Below are 20,381 nucleotides of genomic sequence, written 5' to 3' on the forward strand. Positions count from 1 at the left end.
AATCACAATAAACAGCAGCACATCACAGTAACCAACAACAAATCTAATGGTTATGAGGAGTACACGATGAGCCATAAAAGCCCGCAACATCTCCGTATGTCCCGTCTGCTAACCGCCACGCTGATCGCTGCAGGCATCGGTTTTGCAGGTGCCGTTCACGCTGCCGAAAACCTCCGCTTTGCCCATGTTTATGAAACCTCGGAGCCCTTCCACAAATGGGCGCTGTGGGCCGCCGATGAGATCGAAGAGCGTACCGACGGTCGCTATACCATGCAGGTGCACCCCGCCTCTTCGTTAGGCAAAGAGGAGGATATTAACGAAGGGCTTGAACTGGGCACCGTGGACGTTATTTATACCGGCACCCAGTTTGCTGGCCGCTCCTATGGGCCCATTGGTATCGCGGGTGCTGCCTATATGTTCCGTGATTTCGATCACTGGCAGGCCTTTGCTGACAGCGACCTGTTCCAAGAGATTGCCCAGGGCTACCAGGACCAAACCGGCAACGTACCGATGGCGCTCAACTATTACGGTGAGCGGCATGTCACTTCCAATGAGGCGGTCAACGAGCCTGCTGATATGGAAGGCCTGAAAATACGCGTGCCCAACGCGCCGATGTACATGATGATGCCGGAAGCGGTCGGCGCCAATCCCACCCCCATTGCCTTTGACGAGGTCTATCTGGCCTTGCAGCAGGGCGTGGTGGATGCCCAGGAAAACCCACTGCCGACCATCCGTGCCAAGGCCTTTCATGAGGTTCAGGACTACATCAACCTAACCGGGCATATTACCGACTCGTTAATCACTATTGTGGGTGGGCCACGCTGGAACCAGCTCTCAGAGGAGGATCGTGAAATATTCCGCGAGGTTTTCCAGGAAGCCGCCGAGAACAACACCCAGGATATTCTCAAATCCGAGGAAGAACTGGTGGCGTGGTTCGAGGAGCAGGGTAACACGGTCAATGAAGTGGATCGTGAGCTCTTCCGTGAGGCGGTTATGCCTGCCCATAACGGCGATGCTGCCACCTGGGATGAGGAAACCTACGACCGTCTCCAGGCTATCGGCCAATAATCCAACCCTTTGATAACACTCCGCTCCTTTGAGCGGAGTGTTTGGAGTGTTGTGCCATGAGTGACACACGCGAAGACATCCCGCCTGTCGTCGATCCAATGGTCGATTTTGAATCCGCCTTTGATGACACCCCGTTCAGGCTGAGTGATTACCGGATTGAGGATTTGGCGACCCTAATACTGTTCTGGGCGCTGATTTTAGTGGTATTCGCCCAGTTCTTTAGCCGCTATGTAATGGGTGACTCAATCGGCTGGACGGAAGAGATCGCCCGCTACCTGCTGATTGGGGTTGGGTTTATGGGCAGTGTCATGGCCGCCCGCAATGGCAGCCATATTATGGTGGAATTCTTCTACCACTATATGCCTGCGTGGCAAGCGCTTTTGCTGGAGCGTCTAGTAAACCTCATCAGCCTTACTTTCTATATAGCGATGGCGTGGGTGACCTATCAGCTGGCATCGCGCACCAATAGTTTGATGGTGTCTATCGATCTGCCCAAAAGCATCATCTATTTCACCGTGTGTGGGGCATTTGTATTGATGGCGATGCGTACCGTTCAACGGCTCTATCTCAAGTATCAACACCGCAACGATGATGTTTAAAGAGTGCTTTTCACCCCGCCATTTTTATTAAGAGGCCTGCTATGTCTCGATTAACTGTGATGCGCTGGCAAAAGCCACTCGTGTCGCCGCTGCTGGCGGCCCTTGCGGTGCTTGGTTGCGTGATCTTGCCGCTGATGGGCTACCATCTTGCGTTTCTGTTTTTCGCGCTGTTTACCATGCTGGTGCTCGGTGTGCCCATCGCTATTAGTCTGGCGGGCTCCTGCTTGATGTTTGTGCTGATCACCGGACAAGTACCCAATATTGTGGTTGCCCACCGCATGATTAATGGCATTGACAGCTTTCCGCTGCTGGCGATTCCCTTTTTTATCTTTGCCGGTAGTTTGATGAACAACGGCGGGATTACTGAGCGCATTTTCAATTTTGCCAAGGCGTTAATGGGTTGGATGCGTGGCGGGCTTGGGCACGTAAATGTTGGCGCCAGTATCGTATTCTCTGGGATGTCCGGGGCGGCGGTAGCGGATGCCGGTGGCCTTGGCATGATCGAAGTAAAAGCCATGAAAGACGCCGGTTACGATGAAGAGTTTGCGGTAGGCATTACCGCCGCGTCATCAACTATCGGGCCAATCATTCCGCCTAGTCTGCCGATGGTGATTTACGGCGTGATGGCCTCCGCCTCGGTGGGCCAGCTGTTCGCAGCGGGTCTGGTTCCTGGGCTGCTAATGGGCGCCATGCTGATGCTGATGATCTTTATTATCTCGCGTCGGCGCGGCTATCAGCGCGATGCGGTCTTCTCGATGCGGGTGCTAGGCCATACCTTTAAGCGGGCTTTCTTATCGCTAATGACGCCGGTTATTATCGTTGGAGGTATTATTAGTGGTGCTTTTACACCCACCGAGGCGGCAGTGGCCGCGGTGTTCTATGCGCTGCTACTGGGCGTGGTGGTTTATCGCACGCTGACTTGGCGCAAGCTACTCAAAGTCAGCATGGACACCATCGAAACCACCGCCGTCATTCTGTTCATTGTCTCTTCAGCGTCGATCTTTGCCTGGATTCTCACCAGTAATCAGGTCACTCAGAACGTGATTGCCCTAATGGGCCCCTTTGCCGACAGCAAGCTTGCGGTGCTGATGATGGCGAACATTGTGCTGATTATCGTCGGCTGTTTTATGGAAACCATCGCCGCGATCACTATTTTAGTGCCCGTTTTGCTGCCGATGGCGGTAGCGGTGGGGGTAGACCCGGTGCACTTTGGGGTGATTATGGTGCTCAACCTGATGATAGGGTTGCTGACCCCGCCGGTGGGCATGGTGCTCTACGTGCTCTCGCGGGTCTCCAATGTCAGCTTTGAGCGCTGCATGCGCGGCACCATGCCGTTTCTTATCCCCTTGGTGGTCTGCCTGCTCTTGGTCACCTTTATTCCGGCGATCTCCATGTGGCTACCCACACTGATTTATCGTTAAGCACTGTCGAGAACGGTTTAATATTAAGACCAGGAGTACGTGGCCCATGACTGATCCGTCGCCAGAGTTTCGCGTCGCGCGCGAAGACCTTGATCGCTTTATGCAAGCAGCACTTGCGGCTGCGGGAGCTGATCAGGCATCGGCAGAGGCCGTAACCCGCGCCCTGGTCACGGCCTCGCGGATGGGCACCGACAGCCACGGTTTGCGGCTGCTGCCCCACTATTTGCAGGCGCTTAAAGGTGGGCGCATTAATGGCTCGCCTAACATGCAATTTCACCAGCGCTTGGCCGCAACGGGGTTTTTAGACGCGGACGATGGGCTAGGCCACCTGGCGGGTTATGCCGCGATGGAACACGCCATCGCAATGGCGCAAGAGGTTGGCATGGGCGCTGTCGCCGTGGGCAACTCTTCCCACTTTGGTGCGGCGGGCTGCTATGCCTTAGCGGCGGCTGAACGCGGTTATCTGGGAATGGCGTTTTGTAACTCCGACCCTTTCGTGCTGCTGCATGACGGCGCCAAGCCGTTCCATGGCACCAACCCCATCGCCTTTGCTGCACCGGTAGCGGGTGAGGCGCCGTATCTGCTGGATATGGCCACCAGCTCGGTACCATGGAATCGCGTGCAACAGTACGCTGCTATTGGTCGTGAACTGCCGGATCAGGTAGCCGCCGATGCTAACGGGCAGGTAAGCCGCGTTCCCAGCGAGGTGGCAGCTCTGCTGCCGTTAGGAGGCAGCGCCTTCGGCTTTAAGGGCGCCGGGCTGGGTGGCATGGTGGAGATACTGAGCTCAATGCTATCGGGTATGCAGCACGGCTTTAAACTTCTCCCCATGGGCGGGCCAGATATGGCCACGCCGCGTGGAGTAGGGCATTTTTGCCTGGCCATGAACCCCGATGCGTTTGTAGACGAAGGCACTTTCGCACGCGGGCTAGCTGAGTACTTGGCCGACCTGCGTACTCAGCCTTCCGCCGAGGGTGCAGAGGTGCTAGCACCAGGTGATCGCGAATGGCGCTGCCAGAGCAAACGCGATGCCGAAGGCATTCCGCTCGATTCCGCCAATCAGTTAGCCTATGCCGAAATTGCTAAACAGTACCTAATAGCGCCGCTCACTCAACTCTGTTGAAAGCTGGTTTGAAGGATAATGTCTAAAAATGCAGTAAAATGGCGGAAAATTCCAGGTTAACCAGGGGTGACTGCCTATGAGCAGATACCGGATCGAGCGAAAAACGCTGTCCGAACAGGTCGCTGAGCAGCTCGAGGCGGAGATCCTCGAAGGGCGGCTGAGTGAAAATGATCAACTGCCTTCAGAGCGGGAGTTGATGGAGCAGTTTGGTGTTGGCAGACCAGCAGTGCGCGAAGCGCTGTTCCATCTTCAGCAACTTGGGCTAATTGCCATCAACAGCGGCACCCGTGCCAGGGTGATTCGCCCCACTGCCGAGGCGGTGATGGCCAGGCTCTCCGGGGTGACCCGGCAACTGCTTTCCAAGCCCGATGGCCAGCAATATTTTCAAGAAGCGCGGGCCATGTTTGAAATTTCATTGGCGCGCTATGCCGCGCGTAATGCCAGTGAGGAAGATTTGGCCAGATTGCGCGATGCGTTGGCCGATAATCGCGATGCGATTGGGGACGAAGCGCGCTTTAAACGCTCTGACAATGATTTCCATGGGGTGCTGGCAAGCATTGGCCGAAATCCCATATTTGATGCCATGCATTTGGCGCTATCGGAATGGCTGGACGACCGACGTGCCCAGGTGCTGCAACAAAAGGATGAGGACAAAGCTGCCACCGCCGCGCATACCGAGATCATTGAGGCCATTGAGTCCCGTGACCCAGACGCAGCCGAAGCGGCGATGCGGCGCCATCTCGACCGCCACTACGGCACCTACATGCAGCTCAAGAAGCGCCTCGCGCCTGATTGACCTGGCGTGTTTTGCAGCTGCTTTTGCTGTTAGAGAGACACGCCACGCTTCCAGGGAATAAAGTCGTACTGAGCAAGCGACACCGCACGTGGCCGGTAGCGTCCAGATGCCGTCTCGATGCACATCTCAAGCAAACGATCGGCTAATTCGCCGATCGCCACCTCGCCGCGAATGATTGGTCCGGCATCAAAGTCGATGACGTCGCTCATACGTGTAGCAAGTGTCGAGTTGCTGGCGATTTTGAGCACCGGCGTAACCGGGTTACCGGTTGGCGTGCCCAGCCCCGTGGTGAACAGGATCAGGTTGGCGCCGGAACCGGCCAACGCAGTGGTTGATTCCACGTCATTGCCCGGCGTGCACAGCAGACTAAGGCCCGCGCGTGTTTGTGGTTCGGTGTAGTCGAGCACGTCGACCACCGGGCTGTCGCCGCCTTTCTTGGCCGCGCCAGCGGATTTCATGGCATCGGTGATCAGACCGTCACGAATATTGCCAGGTGATGGGTTCATGGAAAAATCGGCGCCGACCAAGGCCGCATGACGCTGATAAGCCGCCATCAGTTCGCTAAACCGCTCTGCCACTGAATCATCACTGCAGCGGGCGATTAGTTCGTGCTCTACGCCACACAGTTCCGGAAACTCACTGAGAATGCCGCTGCCGCCCAGCGCCACTAAGCGGTCGATGACCGCACCGACCAGTGGGTTGGCGGACAGCCCGGAAAAACCATCTGAGCCGCCGCACTCCACGCCGATGCTGAGTTTTGACAGCGGCGCCGGGGTGCGCTCTACCTGGTTGGCGGTGGCTAGGCCATCAAAAATGGTGGTCAGCGATTCGCGTATCAGTGCGGTTTCACTCTGACTGGCTTGCTGTTCAAGGTAGTGTACCGGACGCAGGCCTTGGGGATCGCGAGCCTGAACCGCCGCTTTGATCATGTCGATCTGCGCCTTCTGGCAGCCAAGGCTGAGCACCGTAGCACCGGCCACGTTTGGGTGGCAGATATAACCGGCGAGTAGCTGACAAAGTGCCTGGGCGTCGCCATCCGTGCCGCCGCAGCCGAGAGTGTGGGTCAGAAAGCGTACCCCATCGACATTCGGAAACAGTCGTTCGCGAGGCGGTGGGGAGGGTTCGCCCGCATTGCCATGCAGCAACTCCCGGGCTAACTGCTTGTATTCACGGAAAGGATCTTCACCCAGCGCGTCGGCGACGCACTGACGTAGCACCTCAATGTTGCGGTTCTCGCAGAATACCAGCGGAACGACCAGCCATACGTTGGCGGTACCGACCTTCCCATCCGGGCGGTGGTAGCCATCGAAGGTGGCGCCCTGAAAATGCGCGACGTCAGGCGCCTGCCAGCTACCGCGCTTGGCTTGAGGCGTCGAGCTGGCGGTGCTGTGTTCGACGTTCTCGGTGGTAACGGCCGCACCCTGGGCGATGGAGCGGGTGGCACGTCCCACAGTGACGCCGTACATGATCACAGTGTTGCCAGGCTCAAGGGCCGTCAGTGCGAACTTGTGCTTATGGCGAATCGCCTCGGTGAGCGTGATGCGCTGGCCGTTGTCGGTGACGTCAGTGCCAGCGGGCAAATCCTTCAGGGCGACGCGAACATTGTCGGCGGCATGCACACGTAGGGTGCCCAGCTGGCCGCTGTCACTGGCAATGGTCTGGCTCATGGCAAGGCTCCAGCGTTGTGGGTTAGCGAGGTTTCGCCGCCTCCTGACTCAGCGCTGCTGGTCGGCTACGACGGTCTGGTGCTGCTCACCGAGCCCTTGGATACCCAGGCGCATGCGCTGGCCGGGTTTTAAGTAAACCGGCGGCTGTTGACCCATGCCGACACCGGGCGGCGTGCCGGTGGAGATCACATCGCCCGGCTGTAGGCTCATAAAGCGGCTTAAGTAGCTGATCAGAAAAGGAATCTGATAGACCATGGTGCGGGTGTTGCCGTCCTGGTAGCGCTTGCCMTCCACGTCGAGCCACATGTCGAGCTGATGGGGGTCTGCCACCTCGTCGGGCGTGACTAGCCACGGGCCTAGGGGGCCGAAGGTATCGCAGCCCTTGCCTTTGTCCCAGGTGCCGCTGCGTTCGAGCTGGAMCTCGCGCTCGGAGACATCGTTGACCACACAGAAGCCAGCAACGTGCTGCATGGCATCGGCTTCGTCGATGTAGCGCCCGGCCTTGCCGATCACCACACCAAGCTCTACTTCCCAATCGGTTTTCTCGGAATCGCGGGGAATGATCACCTCATCATTCGGGCCGCAGATGGCGCTGGTCCATTTATTGAAGATCACCGGCTCCGGGGGAACCTGCGCGCCAGTCTCGGCGGCATGATCCGAGTAATTCAGGCCAATGCAGATGAACTTGCCCACACCCGCAACGCAGGGGCCAATGCGCGTATCGGCGGTTATCTCAGGCAGGCTCGTGGCATCCAGCGCAGCAAGCCCTTCGAGGGTGCGGCGGTCAAGAGACTCTCCGGACAGATCGGTGATATGGGCCGACAGGTCGCGGATTACCCCATTATCATCCAGCAAGCCGGGCTTTTCATGGCCGCGCGGGCCGAAGCGTAATAGTTTCATCGGTCGGTTCCTTGGTTTACGTGATCAGATCAGCCAGCCACCGTCGATAATCTGGGCGGTGCCGGTGGTATAGGCGGACTCATCAGCGGCCAGGTAAGTGGCCAGGGCGGCAATTTCTTGCGGGCTGCCCAGACGCCCTTGAGGCTGCCTGGCGATGAATTCGGCGTAGACATCATCTTCTTTTCGCCCCTGCCGTTTGGCTTGTTCGCCAATGCGTTGGCGCAGCGAGGGCGAGTCCACTGTGCCGGGGCAGATGGCGTTGCAGCGAATTCCCTGCCCGATGTAGTCGGCTGCCACTGATTTAGTCAGGCCAATTACCGCCGCCTTGGTAGTGCCGTAGGCGCAGCGGTTGGGCACCCCTTTGAGGCTTGAGGCCACCGAAGCCATATTGATGATACTGCCGCCGCCGTTGTCGAGCATGGCCGGTAGAAAGGCGCGAATCATGCGCATCATCGCCATCACATTGAGTGATAGTGAGAGTTCCCAGTCATCGTTGCTGCCATCCAGCAGCGAGCCATTAGCCACGTAGCCGGCGCAGTTGAAGAGAATGTCGATAGCGCCTAGCTCGGCGGCTAGACCCTGAATGGCGGCCTCATCCAGTACGTCGAGTCGGCGCGTGGTGATGCCTTTGACGTTGGCCAGTTCGTCGAGACTTTGGGCATCGATGTCGGTGGCAATGACCCGTGCGCCCTCGGCGGCGAAGTGCAGCGCTGTGGCCCGGCCAATGCCTTGGCCTGCGGCAGTGATCAGTGCCGTCTTGTCTTTAAGTCGCATGGCGGTTCCCGGTGCTATTGTTATTGATTCAGTACAGTTGTTAACCCGGTACTGCTGTTGATCCGGTGATGATCGCTTGTTGATTGCTACTTTGATGACGAAAAGTCATATGGTATGACAGGATGCTAGCATGACATTTAGCTAAGTATGGCCTAGTTACTGACAGTTGCCAATATTCTGAGAGGCATTATGAAACGCAAAAGGGACAGCCGAGGCCGTCCCTGTCATTGCGTTTGAGAATTTACTGTTAAGCGGTGAATGAAGGGGAAGGCCCCAACGTTGAAGGCGATTACTCCGTCATCGATGATTCAGCAATGCGCTGAAACTCAGCCACTAGGTCTTCACCAATGCGTGGGGCCCACTCTTCGTAAACCGGCTGCACGGCTTCCTGGAAAGCGGCAATCTGCTCGTCATCAAGACGGGTAATTTGCATGCCGCGCTCTTCAAGTTGATCCCGCGCCCAGTCGTCGTACTCGCTGGAAAGCTGGATTTCGTAATCCGCGGCTTGCATCGCCGCTTCCTGTACAAGCGCTTGATACTCGGGGTCGAGGCGATCCCAGGTACGCTGCGAGATCATCTTGATAAAGGGTGTGTAGACGTGGCGGGTTTCGGAACCGTAGTCCTGAACTTCATGGAAGTTGGAAGTCAGGATGGTGCTCCAGGGGTTCTCCTGGCCATCGACAACGCCCTGTTCCATGGCGGAGAAGAGTTCACCAAAGGCCATGGGGGTCGGATTGGCGCCCAGGGCTTCCCAAATCGCCAGGTGCACCGGGTTTTCCATGGTGCGAATCGACAGGCCACGAACGTCTAGGCCTGCCACATCCTCTGGAGAGGAGACTTCCCGCGCGCTATTGGAGAGCTGGCGGAAGCCGTTTTCAGAGAATGCCAGGGCTTTCAGGCCGGTGCCATCGAAGGCGTCGAGCATCTCCTGGGCAGCATCGCTACGCATGGCCTCGATAGCCGCCTCCCGGGTAGGTAGCAAGAAGGGGAGGTCGAAAACCGCTAGCTCTTCAACATACCCGGTAGCAGGGGAAGACGACGGGTAGGTCATATCCAGCGTACCGGTCTGCAGCATTTCCATCATCTGCACGTCGTCGCCAAGCTGGCTGTTGGGGAAGATGTTGACGGTGATACGGCCTTCACTGCGCTGGTCAAGAATATCCGCGAAGTACTGGCTGGAGATGTACTGAGGCGAGCTTTCCGCTAAGCCAAGCCCCATGCGTAATGTAACGCTGCCATGATCGCCCACCGTTTCGCCTTCGATTTCAGGCGGGTCGGAAAGGTCGGGTGTTTGCGCGTAAGCGATGCCTGAGCTGAGCAGTGTGGCGCCGGTCAATAATAGGGTGCGTTTCCAAAGATGGTGCATAGTCGTCACTCTCCTGGCGTGCTGCAGACCGTTTCGCTAAGGGGGCTTCTAAACGAGCTGCAGCGTGGTTAATTGTTGTTGTATGTCAGCGGTACTCACCTATTAACGATGTGAGCGCCGCCACCCTTAGATGTGAATGTGTAACGTTTTTTATATATGTTCAACATATACTTTTGTATGTGTCGACGCCGCAGAGAAGAAAGCGTACCTTCATGGCGACTCTCCCCTACATTTAAGGGAGCTTACTTAATCGATTATGTTGGTGGGGCAGTTTGAGTGCCTAAAGCGCGCCTACTGACTTGTTCTATTTACTTTAGGCGTGGAGAGACACCATGGCCAATTTTCAACGAATAACGCCTGAGCAGTTGCGTTCACGCTACTGGTTCGATAACCCCGATCACCCCGGCACCACGGCGCTATGCATCGAGCGCTACCTGAATTACGGTATTACCCTGGATGAACTGACCAGCGGTAAGCCGATTATTGGTATTTGCCAGTCGGGCTCGGATTTAACCCCCTGCAATCGTCACCATATTGACTTGGTTAAACGGGTGAAAGACGGCATTCGCGCGGCTGGCGGGGTGCCGTTTGAATTCCCCATGCACCCTATTCACGAGAATKTACGGCGCCCCACCGCCGCGCTGGATCGTAATCTTGCCTACTTAGGCATCGTCGAAGTGCTGCACGGCTACCCGTTAGATGGTGTGGTGTTAACGACTGGCTGCGATAAAACCACGCCGGCTGCGCTGATGGCGGCGGCAACGGTGAATATCCCCGCTATCGTGCTCTCCGGTGGGCCGATGCTCAACGGCTGGCGCGGTGCCGAGCGGGTAGGCTCGGGGACGATTATCTGGGAGCTTCGMAAGCGCCTGGCCGCGGGAGATATCGACTACGCGGAGTTCCTCTCTCGCGCTAGCGACTCGGCACCCTCGATTGGCCACTGCAACACCATGGGCACCGCTTCCACCATGAACTCTATGGCGGAAGTGCTGGGCATGAGCCTGCCGGGGTCGGCGGTGATTCCCGCGCCCTATAAAGAGCGCGCCATGGTGGCCTACGMCACCGGCACGCGGATTGTCGATATGGTCTGGGAAGACCTGCGCCCGCTGGATATTCTGACCCGGGAAGCGTTTGAGAACGCCATCGTGGCCTGCTCGGCATTGGGTGGTTCATCCAATGCGCCGGTGCATATCAATGCGATCGCCCGCCATTCGGGCATTGAATTGGATAACGATGACTGGCAGCGGCTGGGCCATGAAATCCCTTTGCTTGCCAATGTGATGCCCGCCGGTGCTTTCCTTTGCGAAGAGTTCTACCGCGCCGGGGGTGTGCCCGCGATCCTCCATGAGCTACACACTGCCGGTAAGCTGCACGGCGAGGCGCTAACGGTCAATGGCCGCTCCATTGGCGATAATTTGCAGGGCCGTGAAACTCAAGACACTAATGTGATTTGTCGCTATAGCGACCCGTTGGTGGATCATGCGGGCTTCCTCAATCTCAAGGGCAATCTATTCGACTCGGCGCTGATGAAAACCAGCGTGATCTCGCGGGATTTCCGCGAGCGCTTCCTGAATGACCCCAATGACCCGGAAGCCTTTGAGGGCAAGGTGGTGGTATTCGATGGCTCCGAGGATTACCACGCCCGCATTGATGATCCAGCGCTCAACATCGACGCTCGTACCATTCTGGTAATGCGCGGTGCTGGCCCGGTAGGCCACCCTGGCGGTGCCGAAGTGGTCAATATGCAGCCGCCGGAGGCGCTGATCAAACAGGGCATCGAATCGCTGCCGTGCCTGGGCGATGGTCGCCAGTCGGGTACTTCCGGCTCACCGTCGATTCTTAATGCCTCCCCGGAAGCCGCTACCGGGGGTGGCTTGGCGCTGCTGGAGAGKGGCGACCGACTGCGGGTCGATCTCAAGCGCGGTGAGGTGCAACTGCTGATCGAACCCAGTGAACTGGAAGCCCGCCGGGAGCGTTTAGCCCAGCAGGGCGGCTACCGCTACCCTGGCCACCAGACGCCTTGGCAGGAGATCCAGCGCAGCATGGTCGAACCGCTGGACCGCGGTATGACATTGGAACCCGCCACCAAGTACCGCGATGTGGCTCGCCAGCATCCGCCCAGGGATAATCACTGAAGAGACGAATACTAAAGATGAGTCGTTGGAGTACCTTATCGCATCGCCAGCAGGGACTACTATTGACCGCTGGCGGGGCGCTGATCATGGCCCCGGATGCCCTGCTGATTAAAGTGGCCGACCTGCCTGATGCCGAGATATTGATGTGGCGTGGCTTCCTTTCGGGCTTAGGTTTTCTACTGATCGCCCTGATGCGCTATGGCCGCGGCACGCTGGCAGCCTACCGTCGCTGTGGCTGGACGGGTATCGCCGTGGCGCTGCTGTTCAGCCTGACCACCTGCGGTTTCGTGCTGGGCAACCAGTACACCAAGGCGGGCAACGTACTGATGATACTGGCCAGTTCGCCGTTAATCGCTGCCGTGCTCTCCTGGATCATCCTCAATGAGCGTCTGCCCCGACGCACCTGGCTGGCGATATTGCTGTGCATGGTGGGCGTCGCCATGATCGCCCTCGATGACGCGGGCGCAGGTTCTTGGGTCGGAAACGCTTTCGCTTTGATGGCGGCAACGACCCTGGCGATTAACTTTACCCTCTGCCGTACGCGGCCGGGGGTGGATATGAGCCCGATGCTGGTGTTCAACGGCCTTATTGTGGGTAGCACCGCAGGGCTGTTTTGGCTGGCGGGCAGCGAGCCAACCCTGCCTGCAGCCAACCAGCTTGCTGTCGTTATCCTGCTCTGCCTGATTATTGTGCCTTGCGGCGTGACGCTACTGCAGCGTGGGCCGCTCTATCTGCCCTCCGCCGAAGTGGGCCTGCTAATACTGCTGGAAGTGGTGATAGGCACGCTGTTGGCCTGGTGGATTCTGGCCGAAAAGCCCGCGCCAATGGCCATGGTTGGCGGCGTTCTGGTGCTGGGCACACTGGGTGCTAAAGGCCTCTATGAACGGCGGCTGGAACTGAAACAGCGGGCGGGGCTCGATGCTACGCCGTCGATAACAGTCGACCGGTCAAGTACGGTATGATTGACAGGAATCGAAATAGGGTCTTATCGCAGTGACGTCATCTCCTAGTAAGCCAGTAGCTCGCCCCAGTATTGCCGAACATCTCGCCGAGGAGATCTTTGGTGGGCGCTATCACCCCGGTGACTTAGTACCCCGAGAAATGGATCTATGCGAACGCTTTGCGATCAATCGCTCAGCGGTGCGTAGCGATCTTCGCCAACTGGTCGATGCCGGGATTATTGAGCGGATTTCTGGTCATGGTTCCAAGGTGCGCGAATACTCAGAATGGCATATTCTTGATGCCCAGGTGACTGACTGGCTGACCCGCTACGCTGCCCCCAACCCGGATATTCAGCGCGAGATTCTTGCCTTCCGTCTGGACGTTGAGCCCTATGTGGCGATGACCGCCGCCAAGCGGGCCAAGGCGCGTGATTTAGTCGCCATCGAAGAAGCCTTTGAAGGGCTAGGGCAGAATTTACGCAACGCCACCTGCGAAGAGGAGCGGCGGCTGCACAGTGAGTGTGATGTCGCTTTTCACGAGGCGATCTTCAAGGCGACCCACAATATTGTCTGGGCGCAGCTATCACATATCCTGCGACCCTCCATCTACATGCTGATTTCCATGTCCAACGAGAACGCCCCAGATCCTGAAGAGAGCCTGGAGCGTCACCGTCAACTGATGGAGAGCATCCGGCTGCGCCGCCCCCGGGAGGCGTTTTTAGCGTCCCAAGCGGTGTTGGCAGGTACCGCCGCAGCGCTAGGGCTTGAGCACAGCGTTAGCTCATTAGGGCGCAGCGTTGAGTTGCCCCACACCAACTCCTGACCCCATTTTCAATGGTAAATAACAAAGGCCAGCGTATGTCTGACTTCAACCTCGGCTTAGTGGGCGTGGGCAAAATCGTCCGCGACCAGCACCTCCCGGCAATAGCCGCCACCCCGAATTGCCATCTTGTCGCCTCGGCGGATCCCTTCGCCTCGCTGCCGGATCTGCCCGGCTATCAAAACCTGGAAGCGATGCTAGACGCCCACCCTGAAATTACCGCTGTCTCAATCTGCACGCCGACCCATCTGCGCTACTCCCAGGCGCGGGCCGCACTGATGCGCGGCAAACACGTGTTGCTTGAAAAGCCGCCGGGGGCGACGCTTAGCGAAGTAGAGGACTTGATTGCCACCGCGGCCCAGCAGGGCGTTAGCCTATTTGCCGCCTGGCACTCGCGGTTTGCCCCCGGCGTTGCCCAGGCCCAGCAGTGGTTAGCCGAACGGCAGGTGCAGCGGGTAGAGATCGAGTGGAAAGAGGACGTGCGGGTGTGGCACCCAGGCCAAGCGTGGATCTGGCAGCCGGGTGGCATGGGCGTGTTTGATCCCGGTATTAATGCGCTGTCGATTGCGACCGCCATCTTGCCCCAGCCGTTTTTTCTACAACAGGCGCGACTGCTGGTGCCGAGCAATGCGCAAACTCCGATTGCGGCGAAGCTCACCTTTACTGATCCACAAGGCGCGTCGATCGAGGCCGATTTCGACTTCCTACAAAGCGGCCCGCCGACCTGGGATATGCATATCGAAAGCGATGGCAGCCGCTTGAGTCTCACTAAGGGCGGCTGTCGATTGGTCATCGACGATGAACTGGTCATTGAAGAGGAGGAGCGCGAGTATCAAGGTTTATATGCGCGCTTTGCCGAACTGATCGCAAACAAACGCAGCGAGGTTGATGTTGCCCCGCTGCGTCAAGTCGCCGATGCGTTTCTATACGGTCATCGTGAAACCACCGACGCCTTCGTTGAGTAACGTCTTGAGTGACGCTCGTTTATTCACGCTTGCCATCGACCAGGCGGGATACCCCACAAGGGTTGCCGTCACGAATGGCCTCGGGCAGTAACCCTTCCGGCAGCGCCTGGTAGCAGACCGGGCGCAGGAAGCGGAAAATCGCCGCGCTGCCCACCGAGGTCGTGCGGGAATCCGACGTCGCCGGATAAGGGCCGCCGTGTACCATGGCGTGGCACACTTCCACCCCGGTTGGCCAGCCGTTGGCCAGAATCCGACCCGCCTTGCGCTCCAGGGTGGGCAGCAGTCGTTTGGCAGTCGCCAAGTCACCGTCGTCCATCTGCAGGGTAATGGTTAGCTGGCCTTCGGCCTGGGCCGCGACCCGCTGCATCTCGTCGACATCGGCGCATTCGATGACCAGCGAGCTGGCGCCGAACACTTCAGCTTGCAGGGCCTCATCGGCCAGGAAGTCGGCCGCGCTTGCGACGAACAGCCCTGCTTGGCAAGGGTTAGCCGACTCACCTGCTTGGCCGCGCGCGACCTCGGTGACCTTGGCATGGCTGGCCAGCCGATCAACGCCCTGTTGGTAGGCGTCGTGAATGCCTGGGGTGAGCATGGTCTGAGCAGTGCTGCCCTTGACCCCCTCACCGGCCGCTTCAACAAAGGCATCCAACTCGGCGCCCTTCAGCCCGATGACCAAGCCAGGATTGGTGCAAAACTGTCCGGCACCCATGTTAAGCGAGCCTACGAAGCCTTCAGCGATCTGCTTACCACGCGCCTTGAGCGCTTCCGGCAGCAGAAACMCCGGGTTGATAGAGCTCATCTCGGCATACACCGGGATCGGCTGTGGCCGCGCCTGAGCAGTGGCCATTAGCGCCGTGCCGCCGCCGCGTGAACCGGTAAAGCCGACCGCCTGGATGCGCGGGTCGGCGACCAGCGCCTGGCCAATCTCTTTGCCGGAACCAAACAGCAGCGAAAAGACGCCTTCGGGCAGGTTGCACTTGGCAACGGCGCGCTGAATGGCGCGACCCACCAGCTCAGAGGTGCCGGGATGGGCGGAGTGGCCCTTGACCACCACCGGGCAGCCTGCGGCCAGCGCCGAGGCGGTGTCGCCACCGGCCACGCTGAACGCGAGTGGGAAGTTGCTGGCACCAAACACGGCCACCGGGCCCAGGGCAATATGCCGCTGGCGCAAGTCGACACGCGGCATCGGTTCACGATCCGGTAGGGCGGGATCGATGCGCACATCGAGCCACTCGCCAGCCCTAACCACGTTGGCGAACAAGCGAAGCTGACCACAGGTACGGCCGCGCTCGCCCTGCAGGCGCGCTTCGGGGAGGCCAGTTTCGGCGACGCCCCGCTCGGTCAGCTCTTCGCCGATCGCCTCGATCTCGCTAGCGATGGTTTCGAGGAACACCGCCCGGTCTTCAAGCGAGGTTTCGCGGTAAGTGGCGTAGGCCGCTTCGGAAAGTTCACACGCTTGCTGGACCTCGGCCTTGCTGCCGCCAGGGTAGGCGGGAGCTAAGGTCTCGCCTGTGGCGGGATTGACGGCTTGAATGTCAGCCTGTTGGCCGCTGATGGCCTGCTGACCGATCAGTAGTTTACCTTCCAGAGTCATACTTCCTCCTGCTGGGGTGGTTAGAGTACGTTAAAGCGACTTTACGCTTATGGCCGGTGCGTCTGCTTCCACCCTTAGCGGGTTGCGCAGGGCGCGGCCAAACTGATTGATTTTGATCTCAAAGCGATCGCCTTCGCGGACCTTAATGCCGTCGGCGAAGCTGAGTGTTGCGGTGCCGAAAAAGTGCACATGGACGTCGCCGGGTCGGCGGAAGCCCGGGTATTTAAAGTGGTGGTACTCCAGGTTAGCCAGGCTATGGGCCATATTGGCCTCGCCGGTCAAAAAGGGTTTCTCCCACACTGTTTCGCCACTGCGTTGAATACGACTGATGCCTTCAAGATTTGCGGGTAGTTCGCCGATCAACAACTCGGGCCCAAAGCTGCAGGCGCGCAGTTTGGAGTGGGCCAGCCACAGGTAGTTGAAGCGCTCGGTGACGTGGTCAGAGAACTCGTTACCCAAAGCATAGCCGACTCGCCAGGGTTGGCCATCGGTGCCAATCACATATAGGCCCGCCAGCTCCGGCTCCTCGCCCGCATCCTCGGCGAAGGCGGGGGAGGGAATCGCTGCTTCCGGCGCTACCACGCACTGGCCATCGCCCTTGTAGAACCACTCCGGCTGGGCACCTAGCTGGCCGGCGCCGGGTTTGCCGCCCTCCACGCCCAGCTTGAACATGCGCATGGAGTCGGTCATATCCTCCTCCGCGGCCTGGGCTTTGGCGTGCATTGCCGAGCGGGTATCGGCACTGCCCAGGTGGGKAAGGCCGGTGCCGGTCACCAGGCAGTGGGCCGGGTCGCTATGCGTTAGCGGCGGTAGCAAGCGCTTAGCGTCGACCAGCGCTTGATAATCAAGGCGGGTATCGGTCAGTGCATCCGTCACCATCTCGCTAAGTGGCTTACCGGCGCTAATGGCCCGGTTGGCCAGGGTGTAGGTGTCGCAGTCGAGCAGTCTGACCTGCTCTTCGCTCTCGACCAGGGCGGCGCGAACCTGGCCGTCGTGGTCACATTGAATCAGGCGCATGGTGATCTCCTTATGAAGCCCAGTTTAGTCGTTATCAGAGCGGCCAAATGGCCAGTTGCGGCCACATCAATAGCGCCGCGAGTACGCATAGCTGAATGGCCATAAAGGGGAGTACGGACAGGTAGATATCCTTCAGGCTGATATCCGGCGGTGCCACGCTTTTAAGGTAGAAAGCAGCGGGCCCGAAGGGCGGCGACAGGAACGATACCTGCATATTCACGGCGAACAGAATGCCGAACCAGATGGGGTCGAAACCCAGCTGAATAACGATGGGCAGAAAGATCGGCAGGGCCAGCATGGCGATCCCGATCCAGTCGAGAAATAGCCCGAGTACCAGCATGATGGCCATCATTACCAGGATAATCACAATCGGCGCGACGTCGAGCCCGAGAATCAAGCTCGACACAAAGCGGTTGCCCCCCATCAGGTTGTAGACGCCTACCAGGGCGGCGGCACCGATGCCGATCCAGATGATCATGCCGCAGGTGTTCATGGTTTGCCCCAGGCTATGGTGCAGCATGCCGGGGGTGAACTCGCCGCGCACAATGGTCGCGAGTAGAACGCCGAATACGCCCATGGCCGCCGCCTCTGTGACCGAGGCAATACCGCCGTAGATAGTGCCCAGCACGAGAAAGGCAATCAGCCCTGGTAGCAGAATCGCTTTGACCGCGTCCAGCTTATTGGCGAAAGGGTTGTCCTGGGTGTCTTTATCCAACGGCGGGCCCAGCGCAGGGTTTTTCAGGCAGCGTACCAGCACATAGGCGATATAGGAGCCCATCAGGATGATGGCTGGGGTAACGGCCGCGGCGAACAGATCGGCAATCGATACGCTGGCGATCAGCCCGTAGATAATCAGCACGATGGACGGCGGCATCATGGTGCCCAGGGCGCCCCCGGCGCATACCACGCCAATGGAGAGGCGCTTGTCATAGCCCAGGCGCAGCATTTGCGGCAGCGCCAGAATCCCCAATAGCACGATCTCCCCGCCGATAATGCCCGAAAGGGCGGCCAGGAAGAACGCCACCACGATGGTCTGCACCGCCACGCCACCGGGCAGGCGGCCAGCGAAAACGCGCATGGCATTGAACAAATCCTTGGCAATGCCAGAGCGGTCCAGCAGCGATGCCATCAACACAAACATGGGTACCGCCACCAGCGAATACTCGGTGATAAACCCATAGACGCGGCTGGTGACCAGCGGCAGTGCCGCCTCACCGAACCAGCCGAAGGTGAACGCCATGGCCACCAAACCTGTGATAAACGCCAGCGGCAGACCGGTAACCAGCAGCGCGAAAATTGCCCCTACCATGAGGATCGTTGCGGTTGAAATATCCATCAGCGCTCCTCCTCGGTGCGGGGCTTCGCCTTAAGCGATTGCCATAAATGCAGCGAGGCTTGCAGGGTCATCAACACCAGGGCGAACAGAATCATGCCCTTGACCATGGCGGGAAAGGGCGGATTCCAGGAGGTGCCGGAGCGCTCCAGTGACCACTCGCCGAGCGGGTTATGCGACGCTCCCCAGAACATATGAAAGGCGGCATAGCTCATTGTCAGGCAGAAAATCAGAGTGAGCAGGTCATTGAAACGATCCATCCAGCACTTTAACTTTGGCCCGGCGCTGTCGTAGAGCACCTTGACGCGGATATGGCTATTGCGCGCCATGGCCGCTGGGCCGCCCAGCACAAAGATAACCGCGATCAGGAACACCACGGTTTCGTGTACCCAGGAGGTGGGGTTGTTGAAACCGTAGCGCATAAAGACCTCGACGACGCTGATACCCATTGCCACCAGCACCAGCCAGGAAACGGCACGACCGCCCCGTGCAATCAAGCGGTCTAAGGCATTGCGTTCAGGGGCTACTTCCTCAACCGTTTCTAAGATCTCGGGAAGATCATGGGTGGGCGGCGAGCGGTATTGATTGTCAGGTGTTTTTTGAGACATGGCGCGACTCTACGCGCATCGCTCGGGGGCTCCCGAGCGCTGCGTTGGTTAGGTTAATGAAGCCGAGTTGAGAGCAGAGAACAAGGAGTTAGAGCAGATTGCGCGAGCGCAAAAAGGCGGTCGCCGAGTCATAGATCTTCTGGGTCATCTCATTTTCACCCGCCCACTCTTGCCACTCCTGCTCAGCCGCGGCGCGGAACTTACGGCGCTCCTCTGCTGGCAGGTCGAAGGGATGAACGTCAGGGTCTTCCTGAAGCCGCTGCAGGGTCTCGATATCCTGCTCTTTGAGGCGGGCAATCAGGTCGTAGGCCATGCCGTCGAAGGCGGTATTTAGCGTCGTCTGTAGCTCTTCGGGCAGGCCATCCCAGATGTCCTTATTGATCGATACGGCGATCATGGGCATGGAGTGAAATCCTGGGTAGAGCGGGTAAGGAGCGAAGGCGTGTAGGCCCATGGCGTCGTTATTCGAGAGCACCGTGGAGTCAGCAGCGTCGATCACGCCTTTTTCCAGACCGGTATACACCTCAGAGCCCGGCAGGTTAACCGGCGTGGCACCAATGCGCTCGAAGATGTTGTACACCATGCCTTGGGGGGCGCGAATCTTTAGCCCTTCAAAATCGGCGATGGATTCGATGGGCACCGTGGAAGGCACCGACTCCAGCGGAAAGGTCGCTGCGCTGATTAAGTGCGCGCCGTAGGGCTCGMCCAGTTCGTTGTAGAGCTCTTCACCGCCGCCGTACTTCATATATTCCAGGAAGTCGTAGGGGTTCTGCCAAGCGCCGACGAGGTTGCCGAGCATCCCGAAAGCGGGATCTTGGCCGGAGAAGTAGCTAGGGTCGGTCATATGACCCTGCAGAATCCCGGAGCTCACGGCGGTCAACGTTTCGGTCGGTCCAACCACGGAGTTAATCGGCATTACTTCAATCTCGACGCGACCATCGGTCATCGCCGTGATTCTCTCGGCCCACTCCTGCTTGATCTTGAAACTGGGCTCGCCCGAGGTTTCTGACGCCTGAAATTTCCATTCGTACTCGGCCGCTTGAGCCGTCGAAAGCCCTAGCAGCAGGGCTGAGCCAGTGAGTAGCAAGCTGTATTTGGATTTGAGCATGGCACTATTCCTCAAGATTCTTGTTTTTGAAAGCGTGTGGTTAACGCTGAAGTGCAACGGGCAATGACCCATGCGGGAGGGTAATGTTGAACATTAAAAACAATTGTTCAACATATACTTTTGTATGGTCGACTAGATTGGCGAGG

General features: G+C 58.5%; 18 protein-coding genes. 9 read left to right on the forward strand and 9 right to left on the reverse strand.

Features of this window, described 5'->3' with window-relative positions; all coding sequences use genetic code 11:
* Window positions 1-66: 66 nt before the first annotated feature.
* The 5 genes from HALO_RS04055 (at window position 67) to nanR (ending at window position 5,007) form a co-directional block, all read left to right on the forward strand.
* Window positions 67-1,068 carry a sialic acid TRAP transporter substrate-binding protein SiaP gene (locus tag HALO_RS04055; protein WP_035580649.1) on the forward strand — a complete coding sequence of 334 codons (1,002 nt, stop codon included), beginning with the start codon at window positions 67-69 and terminating at the stop codon, window positions 1,066-1,068.
* A 56-nt stretch (window positions 1,069-1,124) separates the two neighbouring features.
* A complete protein-coding gene (locus tag HALO_RS04060) occupies window positions 1,125-1,667 on the forward strand; it encodes a TRAP transporter small permease (protein WP_035580646.1) in 543 nt (180 codons plus the stop codon).
* 41 nt (window positions 1,668-1,708) lie between these two features.
* Window positions 1,709-3,088, forward strand: a complete 1,380-nt coding sequence (locus HALO_RS04065; RefSeq protein ID WP_035580644.1) for a TRAP transporter large permease — start codon at window positions 1,709-1,711, stop codon at window positions 3,086-3,088.
* 46 nt (window positions 3,089-3,134) lie between these two features.
* Window positions 3,135-4,211, forward strand: coding sequence for an Ldh family oxidoreductase (locus HALO_RS04070; protein WP_035580641.1), 1,077 nt, complete (start codon window positions 3,135-3,137; stop codon window positions 4,209-4,211).
* Window positions 4,212-4,287: 76 nt separating this feature from the next.
* Window positions 4,288-5,007 carry a transcriptional regulator NanR gene (gene nanR, locus HALO_RS04075; RefSeq protein ID WP_035580639.1) on the forward strand — a complete coding sequence of 240 codons (720 nt, stop codon included), beginning with the start codon at window positions 4,288-4,290 and terminating at the stop codon, window positions 5,005-5,007.
* Window positions 5,008-5,036: 29 nt separating this feature from the next.
* Here the strand turns inward: nanR and HALO_RS04080 are convergent, their stop codons facing one another.
* From HALO_RS04080 to HALO_RS04095, 4 genes are all read right to left on the reverse strand, one after another.
* On the reverse strand, window positions 5,037-6,674 hold the full coding sequence (locus tag HALO_RS04080) for a UxaA family hydrolase (protein WP_035580636.1): 1,638 nt from the start codon (window positions 6,672-6,674) through the stop codon (window positions 5,037-5,039).
* A 48-nt stretch (window positions 6,675-6,722) separates the two neighbouring features.
* Window positions 6,723-7,574, reverse strand: a complete 852-nt coding sequence (locus HALO_RS04085; RefSeq protein ID WP_050713090.1) for a fumarylacetoacetate hydrolase family protein — start codon at window positions 7,572-7,574, stop codon at window positions 6,723-6,725.
* 24 nt (window positions 7,575-7,598) lie between these two features.
* Window positions 7,599-8,348 carry an SDR family oxidoreductase gene (locus HALO_RS04090; protein WP_035580631.1) on the reverse strand — a complete coding sequence of 250 codons (750 nt, stop codon included), beginning with the start codon at window positions 8,346-8,348 and terminating at the stop codon, window positions 7,599-7,601.
* 289 nt (window positions 8,349-8,637) lie between these two features.
* Window positions 8,638-9,714, reverse strand: a complete 1,077-nt coding sequence (locus HALO_RS04095; RefSeq protein ID WP_035580628.1) for a TRAP transporter substrate-binding protein — start codon at window positions 9,712-9,714, stop codon at window positions 8,638-8,640.
* Window positions 9,715-10,046: 332 nt separating this feature from the next.
* On the opposite strand from HALO_RS04095, the gene HALO_RS04100 reads away from it, so the two are divergent.
* From HALO_RS04100 to HALO_RS04115, 4 genes are read left to right on the forward strand one after another with little or no spacing between them, the layout of a single operon-like run.
* Complete coding sequence (locus tag HALO_RS04100; protein WP_050713091.1) at window positions 10,047-11,849, forward strand: IlvD/Edd family dehydratase; 1,803 nt, start codon at window positions 10,047-10,049, stop codon at window positions 11,847-11,849.
* A 17-nt stretch (window positions 11,850-11,866) separates the two neighbouring features.
* On the forward strand, window positions 11,867-12,811 hold the full coding sequence (locus HALO_RS04105) for a DMT family transporter (RefSeq protein ID WP_035580625.1): 945 nt from the start codon (window positions 11,867-11,869) through the stop codon (window positions 12,809-12,811).
* A gap of 31 nt (window positions 12,812-12,842) precedes the next feature.
* Complete coding sequence (locus HALO_RS04110; protein ID WP_035580622.1) at window positions 12,843-13,613, forward strand: FadR/GntR family transcriptional regulator; 771 nt, start codon at window positions 12,843-12,845, stop codon at window positions 13,611-13,613.
* A gap of 35 nt (window positions 13,614-13,648) precedes the next feature.
* Window positions 13,649-14,575, forward strand: coding sequence for a Gfo/Idh/MocA family protein (locus HALO_RS04115; RefSeq protein WP_035583506.1), 927 nt, complete (start codon window positions 13,649-13,651; stop codon window positions 14,573-14,575).
* 19 nt (window positions 14,576-14,594) lie between these two features.
* Here HALO_RS04115 and HALO_RS04120 read toward each other — a convergent pair whose 3' ends face one another.
* The 5 genes from HALO_RS04120 to HALO_RS04140 all read right to left on the reverse strand — a co-directional run bounded on the left by HALO_RS04120 (window position 14,595) and on the right by HALO_RS04140 (window position 20,235).
* Window positions 14,595-16,169 carry an aldehyde dehydrogenase (NADP(+)) gene (locus HALO_RS04120; RefSeq protein ID WP_050713092.1) on the reverse strand — a complete coding sequence of 525 codons (1,575 nt, stop codon included), beginning with the start codon at window positions 16,167-16,169 and terminating at the stop codon, window positions 14,595-14,597.
* 30 nt (window positions 16,170-16,199) lie between these two features.
* Window positions 16,200-17,186 (reverse strand): AraD1 family protein, encoded by a 987-nt coding sequence (gene araD1 / locus HALO_RS04125; protein ID WP_050713093.1) that lies wholly within the window; start codon window positions 17,184-17,186, stop codon window positions 16,200-16,202.
* Window positions 17,187-17,220: 34 nt separating this feature from the next.
* Window positions 17,221-18,522: a TRAP transporter large permease gene (locus HALO_RS04130; protein ID WP_035580615.1), complete on the reverse strand. Its 1,302-nt coding sequence runs from the start codon at window positions 18,520-18,522 to the stop codon at window positions 17,221-17,223.
* Window positions 18,522-19,127 (reverse strand): TRAP transporter small permease subunit, encoded by a 606-nt coding sequence (locus tag HALO_RS04135; RefSeq protein WP_035580613.1) that lies wholly within the window; start codon window positions 19,125-19,127, stop codon window positions 18,522-18,524. The genes HALO_RS04130 and HALO_RS04135 overlap by 1 nt, the downstream gene beginning before the upstream one ends.
* A gap of 88 nt (window positions 19,128-19,215) precedes the next feature.
* Window positions 19,216-20,235 carry a TRAP transporter substrate-binding protein gene (locus tag HALO_RS04140; RefSeq protein WP_050713094.1) on the reverse strand — a complete coding sequence of 340 codons (1,020 nt, stop codon included), beginning with the start codon at window positions 20,233-20,235 and terminating at the stop codon, window positions 19,216-19,218.
* Window positions 20,236-20,381: the final 146 nt, after the last annotated feature.

Source organism: Halomonas sp. R57-5 (assembly GCF_900070345.1).
Classification (GTDB): domain Bacteria; phylum Pseudomonadota; class Gammaproteobacteria; order Pseudomonadales; family Halomonadaceae; genus Vreelandella; species Vreelandella ventosae_B.